Consider the following 17914-nt stretch of genomic DNA (forward strand, 5'->3'; position numbering starts at 1 on the left):
GCCGTCGCGGCGCTCAGCCCTCCAGGCGCGGGGCGTAGACGCCGAAGCTCCAGACGTTGCCTTCGAGGTCCCGGGCCATGTAGTCCCGGGACCCGTAGTCCTGGTCGGTCGGGGGCATCAGGATCTCCACCCCGTGCTCCACGGCGCGCTGGTAGTGGCCGTCCACGTCGTCCACCACTACGTACACGCCCGCCGGACCCGCGCCGCGCATCGCGTCGTCGAAGCGTCCGCCGCTCCCCTTCGAGCCGAGCATCACCACGCCCCCGCCCTGCGTCAGCTCGGCGTGGTGCACGAGACCGTCCTCGCCCTCGTACACCACCAGCTCGGCGAAGCCCAGGGCTCCGGTGAGCTGCTCGATGGCCGCCTTCGCGTCCGCGTACAGCAGGCTGGGGCAGACGCTGGGACGCCCGCCGGCCGGATCCGCCATGCCGATCACACCCTCACGCTCCGGACTGAGCCGGGACGCCCCGGCGCACCGCCCAGTCTGGCGCCGCACCCCCGAAGCCCCCCGGCGAGCGGGGCGCGCACGCGGGAAACGCGCGGGAAAAGTGCTTGCACGCCCCCGTTAGACTGTCTCCCATGGCCATTCTCCTCGCGCATTAGACGGGTACGCCGGTACCTCCCCAGCCGTCCCTCCCGCCCCTCACCCGCCCTGGAGTCTGTCCGTGATCTCCGCTTCCGGCATCGAGCTGCGCGCCGGCGCCCGCGTCCTGATCGAGAACGCCACCTTCCGCATCGCCAAGGGCGACCGCATCGGCCTGGTCGGCCGCAACGGCGCCGGCAAGACCACCCTGACCAAGGTCCTGGCCGGCGAGGGCATCCCCGCCGCCGGCGCCGTCGCCCGCTCCGGCGAGGTCGGCTACCTCCCGCAGGACCCGCGCACCGGCGACCTCGACGTGCTGGCCCGCGACCGCATCCTCTCCGCGCGCGGTCTGGACGTGCTGATCCGCAAGATGCGCGACAACGAACAGCGCATCGCCGTCGGCCAGGGCGCCACCCGCGACAAGGCGCTCAGGCAGTACGAGCGTCAGGAGACCGAGTTCCTCACCAAGGGCGGATACGCCGCAGAGGCCGAGGCCGCCACCATCGCCGCCGCGCTCAACCTGCCCGACCGGGTGCTCGGCCAGCCCCTGCACACGCTCTCCGGCGGTCAGCGCCGACGGATCGAGCTGGCGCGGATCCTGTTCTCCGACGCGGACACCCTGCTGCTCGACGAGCCGACCAACCACCTGGACGCCGACTCGATCACCTGGCTGCGCGACTACCTGAAGACCTACCGCGGCGGCTTCATCGTCATCTCCCACGACGTCGACCTGGTCGAGACGGTCGTCAACAAGGTCTTCTACCTGGACGCCAACCGCGCCCAGATCGACGTCTACAACATGGGCTGGAAGCTCTACCAGCAGCAGCGCGAGGCGGACGAGAAGCGGCGCAGGCGCGAGCGGCAGAACGCGGAGAAGAAGGCCGCCGCGCTCAACGCGCAGGCGGACAAGATGCGCGCCAAGGCCACCAAGACGGTCGCCGCGCAGAACATGGCCAAGCGCGCCGACAGGCTGCTGGCGGGCCTGGAGGCGGTCCGCGCCTCCGACAAGGTCGCCAAGCTCCGCTTCCCCCAGCCCTCGCCCTGCGGCAAGACGCCGCTGATGGCCGAGGGCCTGTCGAAGTCCTACGGCTCCCTGGAGATCTTCACCGACGTCGACCTGGCCATCGACAAGGGCTCCCGGGTCGTCATCCTCGGTCTCAACGGCGCGGGCAAGACCACCCTGCTGCGGCTGCTCGGCGGCGTGGAGCAGCCCGACACCGGCGCCGTCGTCCCCGGCCACGGCCTCAAGCTCGGCTACTACGCGCAGGAGCACGAGACCCTGGACCCCGACCGCACGGTGCTGGAGAACATGCGCTCGGCCGCCCCCGACATGGACCTCGTCGAGGTCCGCAAGGTGCTGGGCTCCTTCCTGTTCTCCGGCGACGACGTCGACAAGCCGGCCGGGGTCCTCTCCGGCGGTGAGAAGACCCGCCTGGCGCTCGCGACCCTGGTCGTCTCCTCCGCCAACGTCCTGCTGCTCGACGAGCCCACCAACAACCTCGACCCGGCCAGCCGCGAGGAGATCCTCGGCGCGCTGCGCACGTACCAGGGCGCCGTCGTCCTGGTCACGCACGACGAGGGCGCGGTCGAGGCGCTCCAGCCCGAGCGGATCATCCTGCTGCCCGACGGCGTCGAGGACCTGTGGGGCGCCGGCTACGCGGACCTGGTGAGCCTGGCCTGACCGGCGCCGCGTCCGGGGTCGGCCGTTTCGCACCGCAGGGCCGGTGCGGGGCCGGTCCCAGGCCCGCACCGACGCGGCGTATAGATCATTCGGCCTATCGGTGATCCACCATTCGTGTGAGATCTCCTCGTATCGCGGTGTGTCCTACACGGATTTCACCGCGAAGCCCTTACGCGCCAAGGGGCGGCGGCGACTCGCCGCTGACCTGCGGCTTCGTGAGACAACCCGTTCGGCGGTACGAACGGCGCCCCCCGGAACAGCGAATTCCTCTTGTGCGGACGCGCTCCTGTCGTCATATCCCTGTCCCACGGACCTTGCCGAATGGGTGGCCATCGGGCTCCGGAGGGGTGATCATGAGGAGACAGAGCGCACTTCCCATGAGGAGGCACGGGTGGCCGAGACTCTGAAGAAGGGCAGCCGGGTGACCGGCGCCGCGCGCGACAAGCTCGCGGCAGACCTGAAGAAGAAGTACGACTCCGGTGCGAGCATCCGGGCGTTGGCCGAGGAGACCGGCCGCTCGTATGGCTTCGTGCACCGGATGCTCAGCGAGTCGGGCGTCACGCTCCGTGGGCGTGGCGGGGCGACCCGGGGAAAGAAGGCCACGTCGGCCTGATCCCGGGTGCCTCATCGCCTTCGACGGTGACCACCCGGTCGGCCGCTTGACCGACCGTGTGGTTACTGTGCAGTCACTTACGCTGCCCGTGCGGGCAGTGCGGACGACCGCACTTTTCGGAGGCGCCCCATGGCCACGCCCGAGCACGACCTCAAGCCGGTACGTGACTCAGTATCCGACGTATTCGACAAAGACGGCGTGCGACTCACCGTAGACGACGAGATCGCCACGGTGACCTTGACCCATCCGGCCAAGCGCAACGCGCAGAGCCCCGCCCTGTGGCGGGCGCTCGCCGAGGCCGGGCGGTCGCTGCCGGGCTCCGTGCGCGTCGTGCTGCTGCGCGCCGAGGGCAAGTCCTTCTCCGCCGGCCTGGACCGGCAGGCGTTCACGCCCGAGGGCTTCGACGGCGAGCCGTCGTTCCTCGACATGGCGCGGGGCGACGACGCGGAGCTGGACGCGACCATCGCCGAGTACCAGGAGGCGTTCACCTGGTGGCGGCGCAGCGACATCGTGTCCATCGCCGCGGTGCAGGGACACGCCATCGGGGCCGGCTTCCAGCTCGCCCTCGCCTGTGACCTGCGCGTCGTCGCCGACGACGTGCAGTTCGCGATGCGCGAGACCAGCCTCGGCCTGGTCCCGGACCTCACCGGCACGCATCCGCTGACCGGCCTCGTCGGCTACGGCCGCGCGCTGGAGATCTGCCTCACCGGGCGGTTCGTGACCGCCGAGGAGGCCGTCGGCAGCGGGCTGGCCAACGTCGCCGTGCCCCGCGACCAGCTCGACGCGACGACCCGCGACCTGGCGTCCGCGATCCTCGCCGCGCCGCGCAGCGCGGTGATCGAGACCAAGGCGCTGCTGCGGAGCGCCGGAACGCACTCCTATGAGGAGCAGCGCGCCGCCGAACGCCAGGCCCAGGGCCGTCGGCTGCGCGACCTCGCCGGTCTCGGCGAGTAGCTCCCGCCCGTCCCGGCCGCGCATCGCTCGAACCGGCGCCGTCCGCTCGGGGGCGCGATCCGTCCGATCCGCCTACCGTGGGTCCTGGAGCGCGACAGAAGGGACGCAGGCGATGAGCGACATGACGGAACCGGGTCCCGTCCGGACCCCGGTGAGCGAGCGGGAGGCGCCGGAGTCTCCCGCGACGCGCAAGACACAGGCGACCCGGCGCGGTCTGGGCGATCCCGCGACCCGGGGGCGCACCACGATCGCCGACGGCGTCGTGGAGAAGATCGCCGGACTCGCCGCGCGCGAGGTACCGGGCGTCTACGCGCTGGGCAGCGGCCTGTCCCGGACGTTCGGGGCCGTGCGGGACCGGGTCCCCGGCGGCTCGAAGGCCGTCACCCGCGGGGTGAAGGCCGAGGTCGGCGAGGTGCAGACCGCGCTCGACCTGGAGATCGTCGTCGAGTACGGCGTGTCCATCACCGAGGTGGCCGGCTCCGTGCGGGAGAACGTGATCGCGGCCGTCGAGCGGATGGCCGGACTGGAGGTCGTCGAGGTCAACATCGCGGTCAGCGACGTGAACCTGCCCGAGGACGAGGAAGAGGAGCCGCAGTCGCGGCTCCAGTAGGGATGAGCCCGGACGCCGGTCCGGCGACCCGGGCAGGAGGAGTGCACGATGAGCATGGCCGTGGTCGGCGTGATCGCAGGCATGGCGCTCGGCTTCGCCGGGTATTTCGGCGGATTCGGCGCGTTCTTGGTGGTGGCGGCCCTCGGCGTCGCCGGTTTCTTCGCGGGCCGGTTCCTGGACGGAGACTACGGGCCCCGTGAGCGCGGCGAGCGCGGCGACTTCTTCCGCTCCCGTGACGACCGCGGGCGGTGACCCGCGGTGAGCGGCGGGGCTTACGGACTGCGCGGAGCGGCGTCCGGCGTCCCGCCGGCCGAGCGCGGGGCGACGGAGGTCGCCGACCGGGTGGTGGCGAAGATCGCCGCGCGGGCGGCCCGGGAGGCGGTCGGCCTGCTGCCGCCCGGCGCCGCGGCGCCGGACGCGGCGGTCGTCGTCCGAGCCGGTTCCGCGGTCGTCGAGGTCCGCCTCGACCTCCCCTTTCCCGGCGACGTCGGCGCCTGGTGCGCCCGGGTGCGTCGCCATGTGGTCGAGCGGGTAGGCGCGTTGGTGGGCATGCGGGTGCCGGAGGTGGTCATCCGGGTGGAACGACTGCTTCCGCTCCCGGCGCACGGCGCGCCGCCCACGGCACAGGGGAGGGTCCTATGAGCGAGCCCCCGTATTCGGAGCACAGCACGCAGCCGCTCCCGGTCCTCCGGGTCGGCGACCCGTCCCATCCGGCGGACGGCGACATGTTCCACAAGCCGGGCGCCGGCATGCCCGGTGAACCGGCCGACGGGCCGCCGGAGCACTTCGACGGTCCGCCCGAACAGGCCGACGGTCCGCCGGAACACCCGGCCGCCCGCGGCCGGCGCGGCCATCGCTTCTGGTCGGCGCGCAGAGCGCCCGCCGTCGTCGTCGCCCTGCTCGTCCTCGTCGTCGCGGGCGCGTTCCTCTACGACATCGCCTCCGTCCGGACCGGCCGGACCGGACTGCGCTGGCGCCGCGAGCTGGCCCGGCAACTGGCCACCCGGCCCCTGGACGACTCCTGGGTGCTGGTCGGCGCCGTCATCGCCGCGCTCCTCGGCCTGTGGCTGGTCGTGCTCGCCCTCACCCCCGGCCAGCGCGGTCTGCTGCCGATGCGGCGCCCCCACCCGGGCGTCCGGGCGGCGCTGCGCCGGGACGCCGCCGCTCTCCTGCTGCGCGACCGGGCCATGGAGATCTCCGGGGTCCGCTCGGTCCGCGTCCGGCTGCGCCGCGCCAGGGCGCACGTGCGCGCGGTCGCGCACTTCCGGGAGGTCGACGCGGTGCGCGCCGATCTCGACCTCGCGCTCTCCGACGCCGTACGAGGACTCGGGCTGACCCGGCCGCCCGCTCTCTCGGTCCGGGTCCAGCGGCCGCGGAACAAGGGGTGACGCCGATGCTGACGATCGTGAACCGCCTGCTGACGGGTCTGGTGGGGCTGGTGCTGCTCGGTCTGGGCGGCTCGGTGCTCGCCGTCGGCTTCGGCGCGCCGCCGCCCTCCTGGTGGATCCACTCCGGACGGCATGACGTGCTGCTGAGCACCGCCGAGCGGACTCACTGGCGGGACGCCGGGTGGTGGTGGCCCGCGGTCCTGGGCGCGCTGGCCCTGCTCATGCTGTTCGCCCTGTGCTGGCTGTTCGCCCTGCTGCGCCGCAAGCGGCTCGGCGAGGTGCTGGTCGACACCGGCGACGGCGAGGGCGCGCTGCTGCGCGGCCGGGCCCTGGAGGACGTCCTGGCCTCCGACGCGGAGCAGTTGGACGGCGTGCAGCGGGCCCAGGTCCGGCTGACCGGCCGCCGCGCCGCCCCCGCGGCCCGGGTACGGCTGCTGCTGCGGCCGCAGGCGGAACCGGGGACCGCCCTGGACGAACTCGCCACCGGATCCTTGGCCAGGGCCCGCGACTCGGCCGCCCTGCACCGCCTCCCGGCAGAGGTCCGTCTCGGCGTGGCCCGGCACCGCGCGGAACGACTGAGCTGACTCAGGCCGCCCGCACCCGCCCCGCCGCCCGGTCTTTCCGCGGCGCGCCCCTCCTACGGCGCGGCGCGCCCCGCGGCACCGCACGCCGGCGCGCTCGGGCAGGTGAGGCGGGCGGGGCGGGGCGGCCGGTCGGGGCGGACCGGGGCGGTCTGGGTGAGCCGGGCGCGGCCCGGAGGCCCGCCGGGGGGGGCGGGGCGGGCGGGTCCGGGGGAGGGCACGGAGTCGGAGAATCTGCCGCGCGCCGCCAACGGACGCGCGCCCCTCCCCGTAGCCGCCTCGGGCGCCGCCGGTCCGAAGCGCGCACCTGGTCAGCGACCGTGCCGCGCGCCGTCCAGCGGATGCGCCTCCTCGAACGGTGGCCGCGCCGTGTGCCGCCGGTCCGAAACGCGTCCCCGGTCTGTGACCGTGTCGCGCGCCGCCAACGGACGTGCGCCCCTCCCCGTAGCCGCCTCGCGCGCCGCCGGTCTGAAGCGCGCCTCTGGTCAGTGACCGTGCTGTGCGCCGCCCAGCGGACGCGCCTCCCCGAACGGTGGCCGGGCCACGCGCCGCCGGTCCGAAGCGCGCACCTGGTCAGCGACCGTGCCGCGCGCCGCCCAGTGGACGCGTGCTCCCGGTCAGAAGCCGTGCCGTGCGCCGCCGTCGACCGGCAGCATGATGCCGGTGAGGTAGGAGGCGGCCGGGGAGAGCAGGAACGCCGCCGCGCGCCCGAACTCCTGCGGCGTGCCGTACCGGCGCAGCGGGATGCGGGACTCGTTGGCCGCCCGGGTCGCCTCCGGGTCCGCCGACAGCCCGTCCAGCTCGCGCACGCGGTCGGTGTCGACCCGCGCCGGGAGCAGGCCGACGACCCGGATGCCGCGAGGCCCCAGCTCGTCCGCGAGGGACTTGGCGAACCCGGCGAGACCGGGCCGCAGGCCGTTGGAGATCGTCAGCCCCGGGATCGGCTCGTGCACCGAGCCGGACAGCACGAAACCGATGACGCCGCCCGCGTCCAGCTCCGCGGCCGCCGCACGGGCCAGCCGCACGGCGCCCAGGAACACCGACTCGAACGCCGACTGCCACTGCTCGTCGGTGGTGTCCGCGGCGAACCCGGGCGGCGGCCCGCCGACGCTGATGAGGATGCCGTCGAAGCCGCCGAAGCGCTCCCGAGCGGCCTCGATGAGCCGCTGTGGGGCGTCGGCGTCGGCGTTGTCCACGGCCACGCCGACCGCGTTCGGGCCCAGCGCGGCCGCCGCGTCGGCGACCGCCTGCTCGTCCCGTCCGCTGATGAGCACCTTCGCCCCGTCGGCGACCAGTTCCCGCGCGGCGGCGTTGCCGAGCCCGCGGCTGGCCCCGGTGACGACGTACATCCGGTCCTTCAGTCCAAGATCCATGGACCCATCCTGCCCGGTCGCCGCCGCGCGAGGCGAGGCCGATCCCAGCCTCGCGGCGGTCCACCCGCTGAGGCCGGTCCGCCGCCCCCGCCCCGGCGTCCGCCTATGCCGAGGCGCCGCCTACGCGGGGACACCGCCTACGCCGGGGCGGGCTCCGTCTCCTGCGCGGCGGGCTCCCGCGTCGCCGCGGAGCGCTCGCGCAGCTCGCGGCGGACCAGGACCAGCCAGCCCACGGGGACGCCCGCGGCGAACAGCCACCACTGGACCGCGTACGGCAGGTTGATGTCGCCCACGCCGATCCAGCTCGTGTCCTCCTGGGGCGTCGGGAGGAGCTGGGGGCTGCCGCCCTGGGGCGCGGGCGAGGTCATCTCGATGTAGCCGCCGAGCACCGCGCGCGCGGAGGCGTCGCCGGAGCCCCGCAGCAGTGCGCCGACCTGTTCACTGTTGATCAACATGACCTGGCGGTCCGGCAGACCCTTGAGGTTCTTGATGCCGCTCGCGGCCGTCGTCTCGTCCTGCATCAGCCGGCCGGTGACGGTGACGTCGCCCGAGGCGGGCGCGGGGATCTTCGGAAACGCGGTCTGGGACACCGGCGCGGGGATCCAGCCGCGGTTGACCAGCAGCGTGGCGCCGTCGTCCAGGGTGAACGGGGTCAGCACGTGGTAGCCGACCTGCTCGTCCGTGTTCGTCCGCCGGCGCACCACCAGCTCGTGCGCCGTGTCGAAGCGGCCCTTGGCGGTCACCCGCCGGTAGACGTCGTGGTGTGCGACCGAGCCGCCGACCGCGGTGAGCGACCGCACGGGCACGGGCCGGGCCGCCAGGGAGGTGCTCATGAGCTGGTTCAGCCGCTGCCGGTGGTCATGGCGGTGAAGCTGCCAGAAACCCAGCCAGATCATCGTCGGGATGAGCAGCAGAGCCACGAGGGTGATGATCGCCCACTGGCGGGTCAACAGGAAGCGGTACACCCCACGACGGTACCTCCCGCCCTGCGCGATCTTCCCCGCAGGGGGGTATGCCGGTGTCCGCAGAAATGTTCGGGATCCGGGATCGTCGCAGGACGACGGGGCCGCTGTGCCGACCGGGTCGCACGCAGGTCAGGCCGTACGCCGGGCGGGCGGCACACCGTCGGCTTGCGGAGGTCCGTTTCGCCCCTCACGATGCGGTATATGACACGTTGCGAAGTGTGCGGAAACGACTACGAACTGGCGTTCACCGTGGAGACCAAGGACGGCGCGCGCCACGTCTTCGACTCGTTCGCCTGCGCGATCCACCGCATGGCCCCCATCTGCGAGCACTGCCGGGTGCAGATCATCGGCCAGGGCGTCGAGGCCGACGGCCACTTCTACTGCGGGGCCCACTGCGCCCGCGCGGAGGGCAAGACGGGGATCGTCGACAAGGTGGTCTCTCACGCGTAGAGGGTGGGCTCCGACGCGTAGAGCGGTGTGACGCGGCCGCCCCGGGGCTGGTCGGCTTCTCCAGCCTCGGTCGGTTTTTCAGGCGCCGGTCGCCTTACGCGGCGCCGGTCGGCCTCCCCGGCCCGGCTAGGCGGACGGCGGCCGTCGCCCGGGGGGCCCGCTCGTCGTCCACGGCACCCCGGTGCGCTTTCCGGCCGCCGCGTCGCGTGCCCGGACCCCACGCGTAATGCCCGGCGGCCCGCCCCGGTGCGCTTCCGGGCTCCGCGTCGCGGGCCGGATCAGGCGCCGTCCGCGGGATCCACGTCCCGCAGCAACTGCCCGAACGCCGCTTCGTCCACCACCGGCGTGCCGTACTGGCGCGCCTTGGCCGTCTTCGCCGTGCCCGACTCCGGATCGTTGGTGACGAGCAGGCTGGTCAGCCGGGAGAGGCTGGTGGCGACGTGCAGCCCGGCCTCGATCGCGCGGTCCTCCAGCAGGTCGCGGTCGGTCGAGGTGTCGCCGGAGAAGGCGATCCGCATGCCTTGTTTGAGGCGCTTGCCGTCCTCATAGCGCCCCGGGTTCGGGTAGGGGCAGGCCGGCCTCTTGCGCGCCGGGCGCCAACTGCTTGCCCCCGCGCCGCCGTAGCCCCCGCCTGACGCCTGCCGCGGCACCTGCCGGTCCGACCACTCCGTCAGCGGGCGGCACTCCAGCAGCGGCAGCCGGACCCCGCCCGCCGCGGCCGCGCGCAGGCTCGGCCGGAACGTCTCCGCCAGCACCCGCGCGTCGTCCAGCGCGTGGTGCGCGCGCCGCTGCACGACGCCGAAATGCGCCGCCAGCGACTCCAGCTTGTGGTTGGGCAGCGGCAGATCCAGCTCCTTGGAGAGCGCGATGGTGCACAGCCGCTGCCGCACCGGCGCCTCGCGCCGCGCACGGGCGTACTCCCGGGCGATCATCTGCCAGTCGAACACCGCGTTGTGCGCGACCAGCACCCGTCCCGCCAGCCGGGCCGAGAACTCCTCGGCGACGTCCGCGAAGAGCGGAGCGCCCTCCAGCGCCTCACTCGTCAACCCGTGGATCCACACTGGACCCGGGTCCCGCTCGGGATTGACCAGTGTGTACCAGTAGTCCTCCACCTCGCCGCGCCCGTCCAGCCGGTAGACCGCCGCGGAGATGATGCGGTCGTCCCGGGCCAGGCCGGTGGTCTCCACGTCGACGACCGCGTATCCCTCCGGATAGGCGGCCGGCCACGGGCTGGGGGAGGCCCCTGCGAGCGTACGGTCTTCGAGCATGGTCATTGAGGATACGGGCCCCGACCGACAGTCCGGCCCCGCAGGCGCCCGCCGAGCCGCCCGCGCACTCGCCCCGCCTGCACGCCAGTTCGGCCCCCGACCCGGTGCGCGTCCTCGCGAAACGGGCGAAAAGCTCCAGAGTTCGCGCCCGGACCGCCGAATGGTCCAGGCGCGCCGGGACGCAGTGGGCACGGGCCCGGCAATGGAGGCTCTGCGTTGGTGCTGCCGACAAGTTCGGGTGTGCGGCGCGGTGTTGGTGCAGTGCGTGCCCCTACGGCGTGTCCGGCGACCGGCGGCGCCTCGTGCGGTGCGTCAGTGCGGCGGCTTCCGCGGCTGACGATGCGTTCGGACGGTGGTCCTGCGGCGCGTCCGCGTAGCCGGTTCGCTCAACGCGAAGGGGGCGTGCCCGAGCGGGCGCCCAGGGCGGGAAGGCGGGGGATCGGACGCCGAGGCTCGGGCGGGCGCGCCCCAGCGGACGCCCAGGGCGGCCCTGCGGACGGCTACGGCCGGGGCTGGCTGCCTGACCCCGCCTCAACTCGGCTCTATCGCCCCGGGCCTGTCGTCCGGGCCTCGTCGTTCCGGCCTCGTCGTTCCGATCCCGTCGCCCCGGCCCCGTACGGCCGCGTGGCGGGTGGCGGGTGGCGCGGCGGCCCGCGCCCGTGCGGCCGACGGGAGGCCGCGTTCCCCGCCGCATCGCGCGGGCGCATCCGGCGGCCACCGGCGTCGGCGTCGGTCACGCGGGCTGTGCGCCGCATCGCGCGGCCGCGCCCGGCGGGAGCGTCCGCGGCTCGCCGCTCAGCTCCAGCGGGCCGGGTCCGTCCCCCAGGGACCCGGCGGGCGCGTCCAGTCGGTGGGGCCGCCGGTGAAGGCGACGGGCGGCAAGGCGTACCGCAGCCGTCCGACGCGGCTGTCCGCCTCGGAGAGCCACGGCGCCGGCCCGTCATACGGCGCACCCGTCTCACGCACCCCCACGACACCCGGCGGCCCTCCGCCCGCTGGCGCGGCGGCGCCCGTGAGCCAGGCCGCCGTCCGGGCCAGCGCCAGTCGCACGACGCGGCTGCCGCCCTCATACGACTGCTCCGTCAGCGTCCGCAGCACGGCCGCCGCCAGCAGGTAGCCCGTGCCGTGGTCCAGCGCCTGCGCGGGCAGCGCGCCGGGCGCCTGCGCCGACCCCTCGGCCGCGGCGATGCCCGTGGCGGCCTGGACCAGGCTGTCGAACCCGCGCCGCCCGCCCCACGGCCCGTAACCGCCCCACGCCGACAACTGCGCCACGACCACTCCGGGTCGCCGCTCGGCCAGCGCTTCGGGGCTGAGACCGAACCGGTCCAGGGCGCCCGGTCGGTACCCCGTGATCACCACGTCCGCCGAGGCGAGCAACTCCTCGAACGCGCCCGTGTCGGCGGCGAGATCCAGGGTCGTCGACCGCTTCCCGAACCCCGTGTCCGTGTGCTGGTCGGCGAGTTCGGGCCGCCGGGGCGCGTCCACGCGCAGCACGTCCGCGCCCAGCAGGGCCAGCGTGCGGGTGGCGACGGGCCCCGCGATGACTCGGGTCAGGTCCAGGACGCGCAGCCCGGCGGCGGGCAGCAGCGGGGCGCCCGAGGCGTCCGGGCCGCCCAGCGGCGGCAGCACGCGCGCGGGCGCCTCGTCCAGCCGTCCGCGCTCCACCAGCGGCCGGGCGGCCGCCGCCGAGCCCTGCGGATGCGCGGCCCACTCCTCGGCGGTGCGCAGCGCGACGGCGAGGCCGCCTGCGGCGCAGACCGCCTCCTCCGTCTCCAGGGCGCCGCGCGCGCTGAGCCGCCGGGCCACGTCGTCCTCGGTCGCGTCCTCCGGCGCGCCCAGGGCGGCCAGCAGACGTGCCCGGTGATGGGGGTAGTTGGCGTGGGTGCGCACCCAGCCGTCCGCCGTCCGCCAGAAGCGGGACAGCGGGGCGAAGGAAGCGGCCGCGCGCCCGTCGACGCGCAGATGCCGTTCGCTGGCGAAGGCCGCGGCCACGGCGCCGTCGTCCACGCGCACCCCGGGCGCCGCGGACAGCCCGGCCCGCCGCGCCGCCAGTTCGGCGGCGGCCAGCGCGCAGGCGCCCGTACACGCGCGGGCCAGCGACCGTACGGGAAGACGCGCGGCGAGCGCGCCCTCCCGCTCCACGACGGCGACGTGCGACAAGAGGGCGGGATCGCCGCCCAGGGCGGACCACGCGAACGCGACGTTGATCGGGTCTACGCGGTCCGCACTGCCTGCACTGACCGTCCGGACTGCACTGCCCTCACGATTCATGGCAGAACTATGCAGTGTCGTGCAGTATTGATTCAATGTTGATTAGATCAATATCTACATGCCGATCGCGAAAGAACCCAGTGCATGTGAACCGGTTTCCCCCTGCGGCCGTGGACCTCGGGGGTGCTCCAGTACGACCCGGGGGCCCCGAGGCAGTCCTGATCCCCAACGCCCTGTCCGCACCCAGCCACCCAGCCGTCAACGCGAGGAGACCGACGTGGCCGCCGAGACAACGCCACCCTCGAAGACGCAGGCGCCCCTCCCCACCGCCGAGGAGTTCGCCGCCGTGCAGGCGGGCGCCGAATTCGGCGAACTGCGCCGCACCCACCGCTCCTTCGCCTTCCCGCTGACCGTCGCCTTCATCGCCTGGTACCTGTTCTACGTGCTGCTGTCCAACTACGCGGGCGGCTTCATGGGCGCCAAGCTCATCGGCAACGTCAACGTCGCCCTCGTGATGGGCCTCGCCCAGTTCCTCACCACGTTCCTCATCGCCTGGTGGTACGCGCGGCACGCCGCCGCCCGGCTCGACCCCAAGGCGCAGGCCGTCAAGTCCCGGATGGAGGGCGGCGCATGAACCGCGCGCACACGCTGCTGGCGGCCGGACCGGCCGGCGAGCACCGGACGCTGATCGTCATCCTGTTCGCGGTCCTCGTCGCCGCGACCCTCGTCATCACGGTCTGGGCCGGCCGGCAGACCAAGGACGCCGCCGACTTCTACGCCGGGGGACGGCAGTTCACCGGCTTCCAGAACGGCCTCGCCGTCTCCGGCGACTACATGTCCGCCGCGTCCTTCCTCGGCATCGCCGGCGCCATCGCCCTGTTCGGCTACGACGGCTTCCTGTACTCCATCGGCTTCCTGGTCGCCTGGCTGGTCGCCCTGCTCCTGGTCGCCGAGCCGCTGCGCAACGCCGGCCGCTACACCATGGGCGACGTCCTCGCCTACCGCATGCGCCAGCGCCCCGTCCGCACCGCCGCCGGCGTCTCCACCATCGTCGTGTCGATCTTCTACCTGCTGGCCCAGATGGCGGGCGCGGGCGTGCTGGTCTCCCTGCTGCTCGGCATCACCAGCGACGGCGGCAAGATCGGCATCGTCGCGCTGGTCGGCGTGCTGATGATCGTGTACGTCACCGTCGGCGGGATGAAGGGCACCACCTGGGTGCAGATGGTCAAGGCCGTGCTGCTGATAGCGGGCGCCCTGCTGCTGACCTTCCTGGTGCTGCTGAAGTTCGACTTCAACGTGTCCGACCTGCTCGGCAGGGCCGCCGAGACCAGCGGCAAGGGCTCGGCCTTCCTCAAGCCGGGACTGAAGTACGGCGCCACCGGCACGACCAAGCTGGACTTCCTCTCGCTCGGCCTCGCCCTGGTGCTCGGCACCGCCGGCCTGCCGCACATCCTGATCCGCTTCTACACGGTGCCGACCGCCAAGGCCGCCCGCACCTCGGTGATCTGGGCGATCGGCCTGATCGGCGCCTTCTACCTGATGACCCTCGCCCTCGGCTTCGGCGCCGCCGCCCTGATCAAGCCGACGGAGATCACCGCCTCCAACAAGGCGGGCAACACGGCCGCGCCCCTGCTCGCCCTGCATCTCGGCGGCGTGCACTCCGACTGGGGCGCCCTGCTGCTCGCGGGCGTCTCGGCGGTCGCCTTCGCCACCATCCTGGCCGTGGTGGCGGGCCTGACCCTCGCCTCATCCTCCTCCTTCGCCCACGACATCTACGCCAACGTCATCAAGAAAGGCGCCGCCACCGAGAGACAGGAACTGGGGGCCGCCCGCTGGGCCACCGTCGGCATCGGCGCCGTCTCCATCCTGCTGGGCGCCCTCGCCCGGGACCTGAACGTGGCCGGCCTGGTCGCCCTCGCCTTCGCGGTCGCCGCCTCCGCCAACCTGCCCACCCTCCTCTACAGCCTGTTCTGGAAGCGGTTCACCACCTCGGGCGCCCTGTGGTCGATCTACGGGGGCCTGGTCACCGCCGTCGGCCTGGTGCTGTTCTCGCCGGTGGTGTCGGGCACGCCCGCGTCGATGTTCCCGGACGTCGACTTCCACTGGTTCCCGCTGGAGAACCCCGGCCTGATCTCCATCCCGGTCGGCTTCCTCCTGGGCGTCGCGGGCACCCTCCTGTCCAAGGAGACCCCGGACGCCGGGAAGTACGCGGAACTGGAGGTGCGGTCCCTGACCGGCACCGGCGCGCACTGACCGACACTGCCGCACTGACCGGCACTGCCGCACTGACCAGCACTTCCGCGCACTGACCGGCGCCGGAGCGCACCGACCCGCCCCAGGCCCCCGCGACCGGCCCCGCCCAGGGCCCAAGCGGGGGCCTGACGTGTGCGCCGGGGGCGGCCGCAGCACGGCGAGCGGGGCCTACGCGACGCAGCCGCCCCCGCCTCGTGGGATCGGGCCGCTGGCGCTGTCGGCGCCGTCGCGTAGGCTCACAAGTGACGGCAGACGACGGAGCATCCACGAGGGAGGGGGCCCACGTGCTCATCGACACCTACGGCCGGGTGGCCACCGACCTGCGGGTCTCGGTCACCGACCGGTGCAATCTGCGCTGTGCTTACTGCATGCCCGAGGAGGGCCTGCAATGGCTGTCCAAGCCCGACTTGCTCACCGACGACGAGATCGTCCGTCTGATCGGCGTCGCGGTCGCCTCGCTGGGCATCACCGAGGTGCGCTTCACCGGCGGTGAGCCGCTGCTGCGCCCCGGGCTGGTCGGCATCGTGGAGCGCGTCGCGGCCATGACGCCCCGCCCCGAGACCTCCCTCACCACCAACGGCATCGGCCTGAAGCGCACCGCGAGCGCGCTGAAGGCGGCCGGCCTGGACCGGGTCAACGTCTCGCTCGACACCCTGCGCCCGGACGTCTTCAAGACCCTGGCCCGCCGGGACCGCCACAAGGACGTCATGGAGGGCCTGCGCGCCGCCCACGACGCCGGACTGACCCCGGTGAAGGTCAACTCGGTGCTGATGCCGGGCCTGAACGCCGACGAGGCCCCCGACCTGCTGGCCTGGGCCGTGGAGCACGACTACGAACTGCGCTTCATCGAGCAGATGCCCCTGGACGCCCAGCACGGCTGGAAGCGCGAGGGCATGGTCGCCGCCGCCGACATCCTGGCCTCCCTGCGCACCCGCTTCGAGCTGACCGCCGAGGGCGCCGAGGAGCGCGGCTCCGCCCCGGCCGAACGCTGGATCGTCGACGGCGGCCCGCACCGCGTCGGCGTCATCGCCTCCGTCACCCGCCCGTTCTGCGCGGCCTGCGACCGCACCCGCCTCACCGCCGACGGCCAGATCCGCACCTGCCTGTTCGCCACAGAGGAGACCGACCTGCGGGCCGCCCTGCGCTCGGGCGCGTCCGACGAGGACATAGCCGACATGTGGCGGCGGGCGATGTGGGGCAAGAAGGCGGGCTCGGGCCTGGACGACCCGTCGTTCCTCCAGCCGCAGCGGCCGATGTCGGCGATCGGCGGCTGAACCGGGCGGACCGCCGGGCACGGGACCGCTGGGTGCGCCGTCCAGCCGAACAGTCGTAGAACCGGGCGGCCGTCAGGCCCCGTCAGGCGCCTGCCACTGCGCGAACGGGACCACGTCCTTGAGCAACCCCCGCACCCCCAGGAACTGCGACAGATGCTCGCGGTGCTCCTCGCACGCCAGCCACGTCTTGCGCCGCTCCGGTGTGTGGATCTTGGGGTTGTTCCAGGCCAGCACCCAGACGGCGGCGGCGCGGCAGCCCTTGGCGGAGCAGATCGGGGCGGTCTCGTCAGTCACGGGTCTTCCGTCTCACAGCCACGGCACGCTATGTCACCGCACGCCTTTCGCGCGCACCGGCGGCGCGGCGCACAAGGCGACGCCGAGCAGCCACGGGGGGAGCTGCCCGGCGTCGGTCTGTCGCTCCGACGGGGGATGCGGAGCGCGTAGGCAGTATGTCACGGGACACCCGCCGCCCGGCACTGGAACTTCATGATTGATCTGAGCATTATCTGAGGTTCCGCCCAGCCGCCGCATGGGGTACGCGACCGGAACCTCGCACCAGCGGTCAGACGCCCTCGCGCGGCTCGCGCGCCCCACCAGCCGCGCCCGCGGCGCCCTGCGCCGGACCGCCCGTCGCGTCCTGCGGCGCGGCGCCGGCGAAACCGTCCTCCGCGGCCTGCGGCCCGCTGATCATCGGCTTGGTCGGCACGGTGACGAACGTCGAGGGCAGCTTCGGCGCGTTCTCCCGGCCCGCGTTGGCGATCACCACCGCGATGTACGGGAGTGCCGCGCCGAGCACCAGCGCGACGATCGCCACGTACCGTTCGACGTTCCACAGCAGCACCGCGAGCAGCACCGACACCGTGCGGATCGCCATCGAGATCACGTAACGGCGCTGCCGCGTGCGGACGTCGTCCTGGAGACCGGTCCGGGCGCCGGTGATATGGAACACCTGGACGTTTTTGCCGCCATGCTGCTTCCGCATCGCACTTCCACCGTTCGCCCTCGGGAGAGAAGTCTCCGTACCGCCGCCGCCTCACCCGGCCCGCATCACCACGGTACGCCGCGCCCCCCGCGCCGACGAGACCGGGGCACCGCCCGCCCGCGGGCCCGGAGCGCCCCCGCCTGCGCGGACGAATCGCCCGCTGCCGGGGCGCGGCGGCATCCGCCGGTCGTCCGACGTGCGGCGCCCGCCCGCCCGGCCGAGACTGTCTGATAATGCTCACGTCGTCGGACGAGGAGGCCGCCATGGGCTGGTTGTGGGCGATCATCGTGGGTCTCGTCCTCGGCCTGATCGCCAAGGCCGTCGTTCCCGGCAAACAGCACAGCCCCTTGTGGCTGACCACGGTCTTCGGCATCCTCGGCGCCCTCGTCGGCAACGCGGCCGCGCGGGCGGCGGGCGTCGCGGAGACGCGCGGCATCGACTGGACCCGGCACGCCTTCCAGCTCGTGGCCGCGCTCATCATCGTGTTCCTCGGCGACATGACCTACACGGCGCTGCGAGGCGACAAGCGGAGACTCCGGGAACGCGCCTGACGGATGCGACGGACGCGGGGGATACACCCTCAGCACACCCTCCGAACGAACAGCGGGGCCTCCCCGGAATATCCCGGGAAGGCCCCGCGGCACGTGCTGCTACGGCGGCTCAGCCGCAGGCGCCCGGCTGGCACGCGGGCGCCCGGCCGGTCGGCACCCGGCAGGCAGGCGCGCGGC

Annotated in this window: 20 protein-coding genes; 13 read left to right on the forward strand and 7 right to left on the reverse strand. The window is 73.7% G+C overall.

Features of this window, described 5'->3' with window-relative positions; translation table 11 throughout:
• Positions 1-13: 13 nt before the first annotated feature.
• Entirely contained in the window at positions 14-427 is a 414-nt protein-coding gene (locus tag ABZ861_RS04390) for a VOC family protein (protein ID WP_361623446.1), read from the reverse strand.
• Positions 428-665: 238 nt separating this feature from the next.
• Between ABZ861_RS04390 and abc-f the strand changes: the two genes are divergently transcribed.
• The 8 genes from abc-f to amaP all read left to right on the forward strand — a co-directional run bounded on the left by abc-f (position 666) and on the right by amaP (position 6413).
• On the forward strand, positions 666-2264 hold the full coding sequence (gene abc-f / locus ABZ861_RS04395) for a ribosomal protection-like ABC-F family protein (protein WP_361623449.1): 1599 nt from the start codon (positions 666-668) through the stop codon (positions 2262-2264).
• Positions 2265-2655: 391 nt separating this feature from the next.
• Positions 2656-2877 carry a helix-turn-helix domain-containing protein gene (locus tag ABZ861_RS04400; RefSeq protein WP_009337982.1) on the forward strand — a complete coding sequence of 74 codons (222 nt, stop codon included), beginning with the start codon at positions 2656-2658 and terminating at the stop codon, positions 2875-2877.
• Positions 2878-3006: 129 nt separating this feature from the next.
• A complete protein-coding gene (locus ABZ861_RS04405; protein ID WP_361623452.1) occupies positions 3007-3831 on the forward strand; it encodes an enoyl-CoA hydratase/isomerase family protein in 825 nt (274 codons plus the stop codon).
• Between the two features lie 112 nt (positions 3832-3943).
• Positions 3944-4441, forward strand: a complete 498-nt coding sequence (locus tag ABZ861_RS04410) for an Asp23/Gls24 family envelope stress response protein (RefSeq protein ID WP_361623455.1) — start codon at positions 3944-3946, stop codon at positions 4439-4441.
• 48 nt (positions 4442-4489) lie between these two features.
• A complete protein-coding gene (locus ABZ861_RS04415; RefSeq protein ID WP_361623458.1) occupies positions 4490-4693 on the forward strand; it encodes a hypothetical protein in 204 nt (67 codons plus the stop codon).
• A gap of 6 nt (positions 4694-4699) precedes the next feature.
• On the forward strand, positions 4700-5083 hold the full coding sequence (locus ABZ861_RS04420) for a hypothetical protein (protein WP_361623461.1): 384 nt from the start codon (positions 4700-4702) through the stop codon (positions 5081-5083).
• A complete protein-coding gene (locus ABZ861_RS04425) occupies positions 5080-5829 on the forward strand; it encodes a DUF6286 domain-containing protein (protein WP_361623464.1) in 750 nt (249 codons plus the stop codon). The genes ABZ861_RS04420 and ABZ861_RS04425 overlap by 4 nt, the downstream gene beginning before the upstream one ends.
• Before the next feature lie 5 nt (positions 5830-5834).
• Positions 5835-6413: an alkaline shock response membrane anchor protein AmaP gene (gene amaP, locus ABZ861_RS04430; protein ID WP_361623467.1), complete on the forward strand. Its 579-nt coding sequence runs from the start codon at positions 5835-5837 to the stop codon at positions 6411-6413.
• Positions 6414-7027: 614 nt separating this feature from the next.
• Here amaP and ABZ861_RS04435 read toward each other — a convergent pair.
• Together ABZ861_RS04435 and ABZ861_RS04440 are read right to left on the reverse strand one after the other, a co-directional pair.
• Positions 7028-7783 (reverse strand): SDR family oxidoreductase, encoded by a 756-nt coding sequence (locus tag ABZ861_RS04435; protein ID WP_361623470.1) that lies wholly within the window; start codon positions 7781-7783, stop codon positions 7028-7030.
• A gap of 137 nt (positions 7784-7920) precedes the next feature.
• On the reverse strand, positions 7921-8748 hold the full coding sequence (locus ABZ861_RS04440) for an SURF1 family protein (protein ID WP_361623473.1): 828 nt from the start codon (positions 8746-8748) through the stop codon (positions 7921-7923).
• Positions 8749-8949: 201 nt separating this feature from the next.
• Here ABZ861_RS04440 and ABZ861_RS04445 point away from each other — a divergent pair, with 201 nt between their 5' ends.
• Positions 8950-9198, forward strand: a complete 249-nt coding sequence (locus ABZ861_RS04445) for a hypothetical protein (protein WP_361623476.1) — start codon at positions 8950-8952, stop codon at positions 9196-9198.
• Positions 9199-9476: 278 nt separating this feature from the next.
• Here ABZ861_RS04445 and ABZ861_RS04450 read toward each other — a convergent pair whose 3' ends face one another.
• Positions 9477-10466, reverse strand: a complete 990-nt coding sequence (locus ABZ861_RS04450) for a DEDDh family exonuclease (RefSeq protein WP_361623479.1) — start codon at positions 10464-10466, stop codon at positions 9477-9479.
• A 795-nt stretch (positions 10467-11261) separates the two neighbouring features.
• Positions 11262-12737 carry a CoA transferase gene (locus tag ABZ861_RS04455; RefSeq protein WP_361623481.1) on the reverse strand — a complete coding sequence of 492 codons (1476 nt, stop codon included), beginning with the start codon at positions 12735-12737 and terminating at the stop codon, positions 11262-11264.
• A gap of 217 nt (positions 12738-12954) precedes the next feature.
• Here ABZ861_RS04455 and ABZ861_RS04460 point away from each other — a divergent pair, with 217 nt between their 5' ends.
• From ABZ861_RS04460 to moaA, 3 genes are all read left to right on the forward strand, one after another.
• The gene (locus tag ABZ861_RS04460; RefSeq protein ID WP_361623484.1) at positions 12955-13311 is read left to right on the forward strand and encodes a DUF485 domain-containing protein; all 357 of its coding nucleotides are present in this window, start codon (positions 12955-12957) and stop codon (positions 13309-13311) included.
• A complete protein-coding gene (locus ABZ861_RS04465; RefSeq protein ID WP_361623487.1) occupies positions 13308-14930 on the forward strand; it encodes a cation acetate symporter in 1623 nt (540 codons plus the stop codon). Before ABZ861_RS04460 ends, ABZ861_RS04465 begins: the two co-directional genes overlap by 4 nt.
• Before the next feature lie 284 nt (positions 14931-15214).
• Entirely contained in the window at positions 15215-16204 is a 990-nt protein-coding gene (gene moaA / locus ABZ861_RS04470; RefSeq protein WP_361623490.1) for a GTP 3',8-cyclase MoaA, read from the forward strand.
• Positions 16205-16276: 72 nt separating this feature from the next.
• On the opposite strand, the gene ABZ861_RS04475 is transcribed toward moaA, so the two are convergent.
• Entirely contained in the window at positions 16277-16498 is a 222-nt protein-coding gene (locus ABZ861_RS04475; RefSeq protein ID WP_361623493.1) for a hypothetical protein, read from the reverse strand.
• A gap of 268 nt (positions 16499-16766) precedes the next feature.
• A complete protein-coding gene (locus ABZ861_RS04480) occupies positions 16767-17186 on the reverse strand; it encodes a DUF3099 domain-containing protein (RefSeq protein WP_361623496.1) in 420 nt (139 codons plus the stop codon).
• 263 nt (positions 17187-17449) lie between these two features.
• On the opposite strand from ABZ861_RS04480, the gene ABZ861_RS04485 reads away from it, so the two are divergent.
• Positions 17450-17737 carry a GlsB/YeaQ/YmgE family stress response membrane protein gene (locus ABZ861_RS04485; protein ID WP_361623634.1) on the forward strand — a complete coding sequence of 96 codons (288 nt, stop codon included), beginning with the start codon at positions 17450-17452 and terminating at the stop codon, positions 17735-17737.
• Positions 17738-17914 lie beyond the last annotated feature (177 nt).

This window comes from Streptomyces sp. NPDC046985, from assembly GCF_040644415.1.
Lineage (GTDB): Bacteria > Actinomycetota > Actinomycetes > Streptomycetales > Streptomycetaceae > Streptomyces.

Coding starts and splice junctions, on each gene's coding strand:
- ABZ861_RS04390 (WP_361623446.1), bottom strand. CDS start 427: ATGGCGGATCCGGCCGGCGGGCGTCCCAGCGTCTGCCCCAGCCTGCTG.
- ABZ861_RS04405 (WP_361623452.1), top strand. CDS start 3,007: ATGGCCACGCCCGAGCACGACCTCAAGCCGGTACGTGACTCAGTATCC.
- ABZ861_RS04410 (WP_361623455.1), top strand. CDS start 3,944: ATGAGCGACATGACGGAACCGGGTCCCGTCCGGACCCCGGTGAGCGAG.
- ABZ861_RS04415 (WP_361623458.1), top strand. CDS start 4,490: ATGAGCATGGCCGTGGTCGGCGTGATCGCAGGCATGGCGCTCGGCTTC.
- ABZ861_RS04425 (WP_361623464.1), top strand. CDS start 5,080: ATGAGCGAGCCCCCGTATTCGGAGCACAGCACGCAGCCGCTCCCGGTC.
- amaP (WP_361623467.1), top strand. CDS start 5,835: ATGCTGACGATCGTGAACCGCCTGCTGACGGGTCTGGTGGGGCTGGTG.
- ABZ861_RS04435 (WP_361623470.1), bottom strand. CDS start 7,783: ATGGATCTTGGACTGAAGGACCGGATGTACGTCGTCACCGGGGCCAGC.
- ABZ861_RS04445 (WP_361623476.1), top strand. CDS start 8,950: ATGACACGTTGCGAAGTGTGCGGAAACGACTACGAACTGGCGTTCACC.
- ABZ861_RS04450 (WP_361623479.1), bottom strand. CDS start 10,466: ATGCTCGAAGACCGTACGCTCGCAGGGGCCTCCCCCAGCCCGTGGCCG.
- ABZ861_RS04455 (WP_361623481.1), bottom strand. CDS start 12,737: ATGAATCGTGAGGGCAGTGCAGTCCGGACGGTCAGTGCAGGCAGTGCG.
- ABZ861_RS04465 (WP_361623487.1), top strand. CDS start 13,308: ATGAACCGCGCGCACACGCTGCTGGCGGCCGGACCGGCCGGCGAGCAC.
- ABZ861_RS04480 (WP_361623496.1), bottom strand. CDS start 17,186: ATGCGGAAGCAGCATGGCGGCAAAAACGTCCAGGTGTTCCATATCACC.
- ABZ861_RS04485 (WP_361623634.1), top strand. CDS start 17,450: ATGGGCTGGTTGTGGGCGATCATCGTGGGTCTCGTCCTCGGCCTGATC.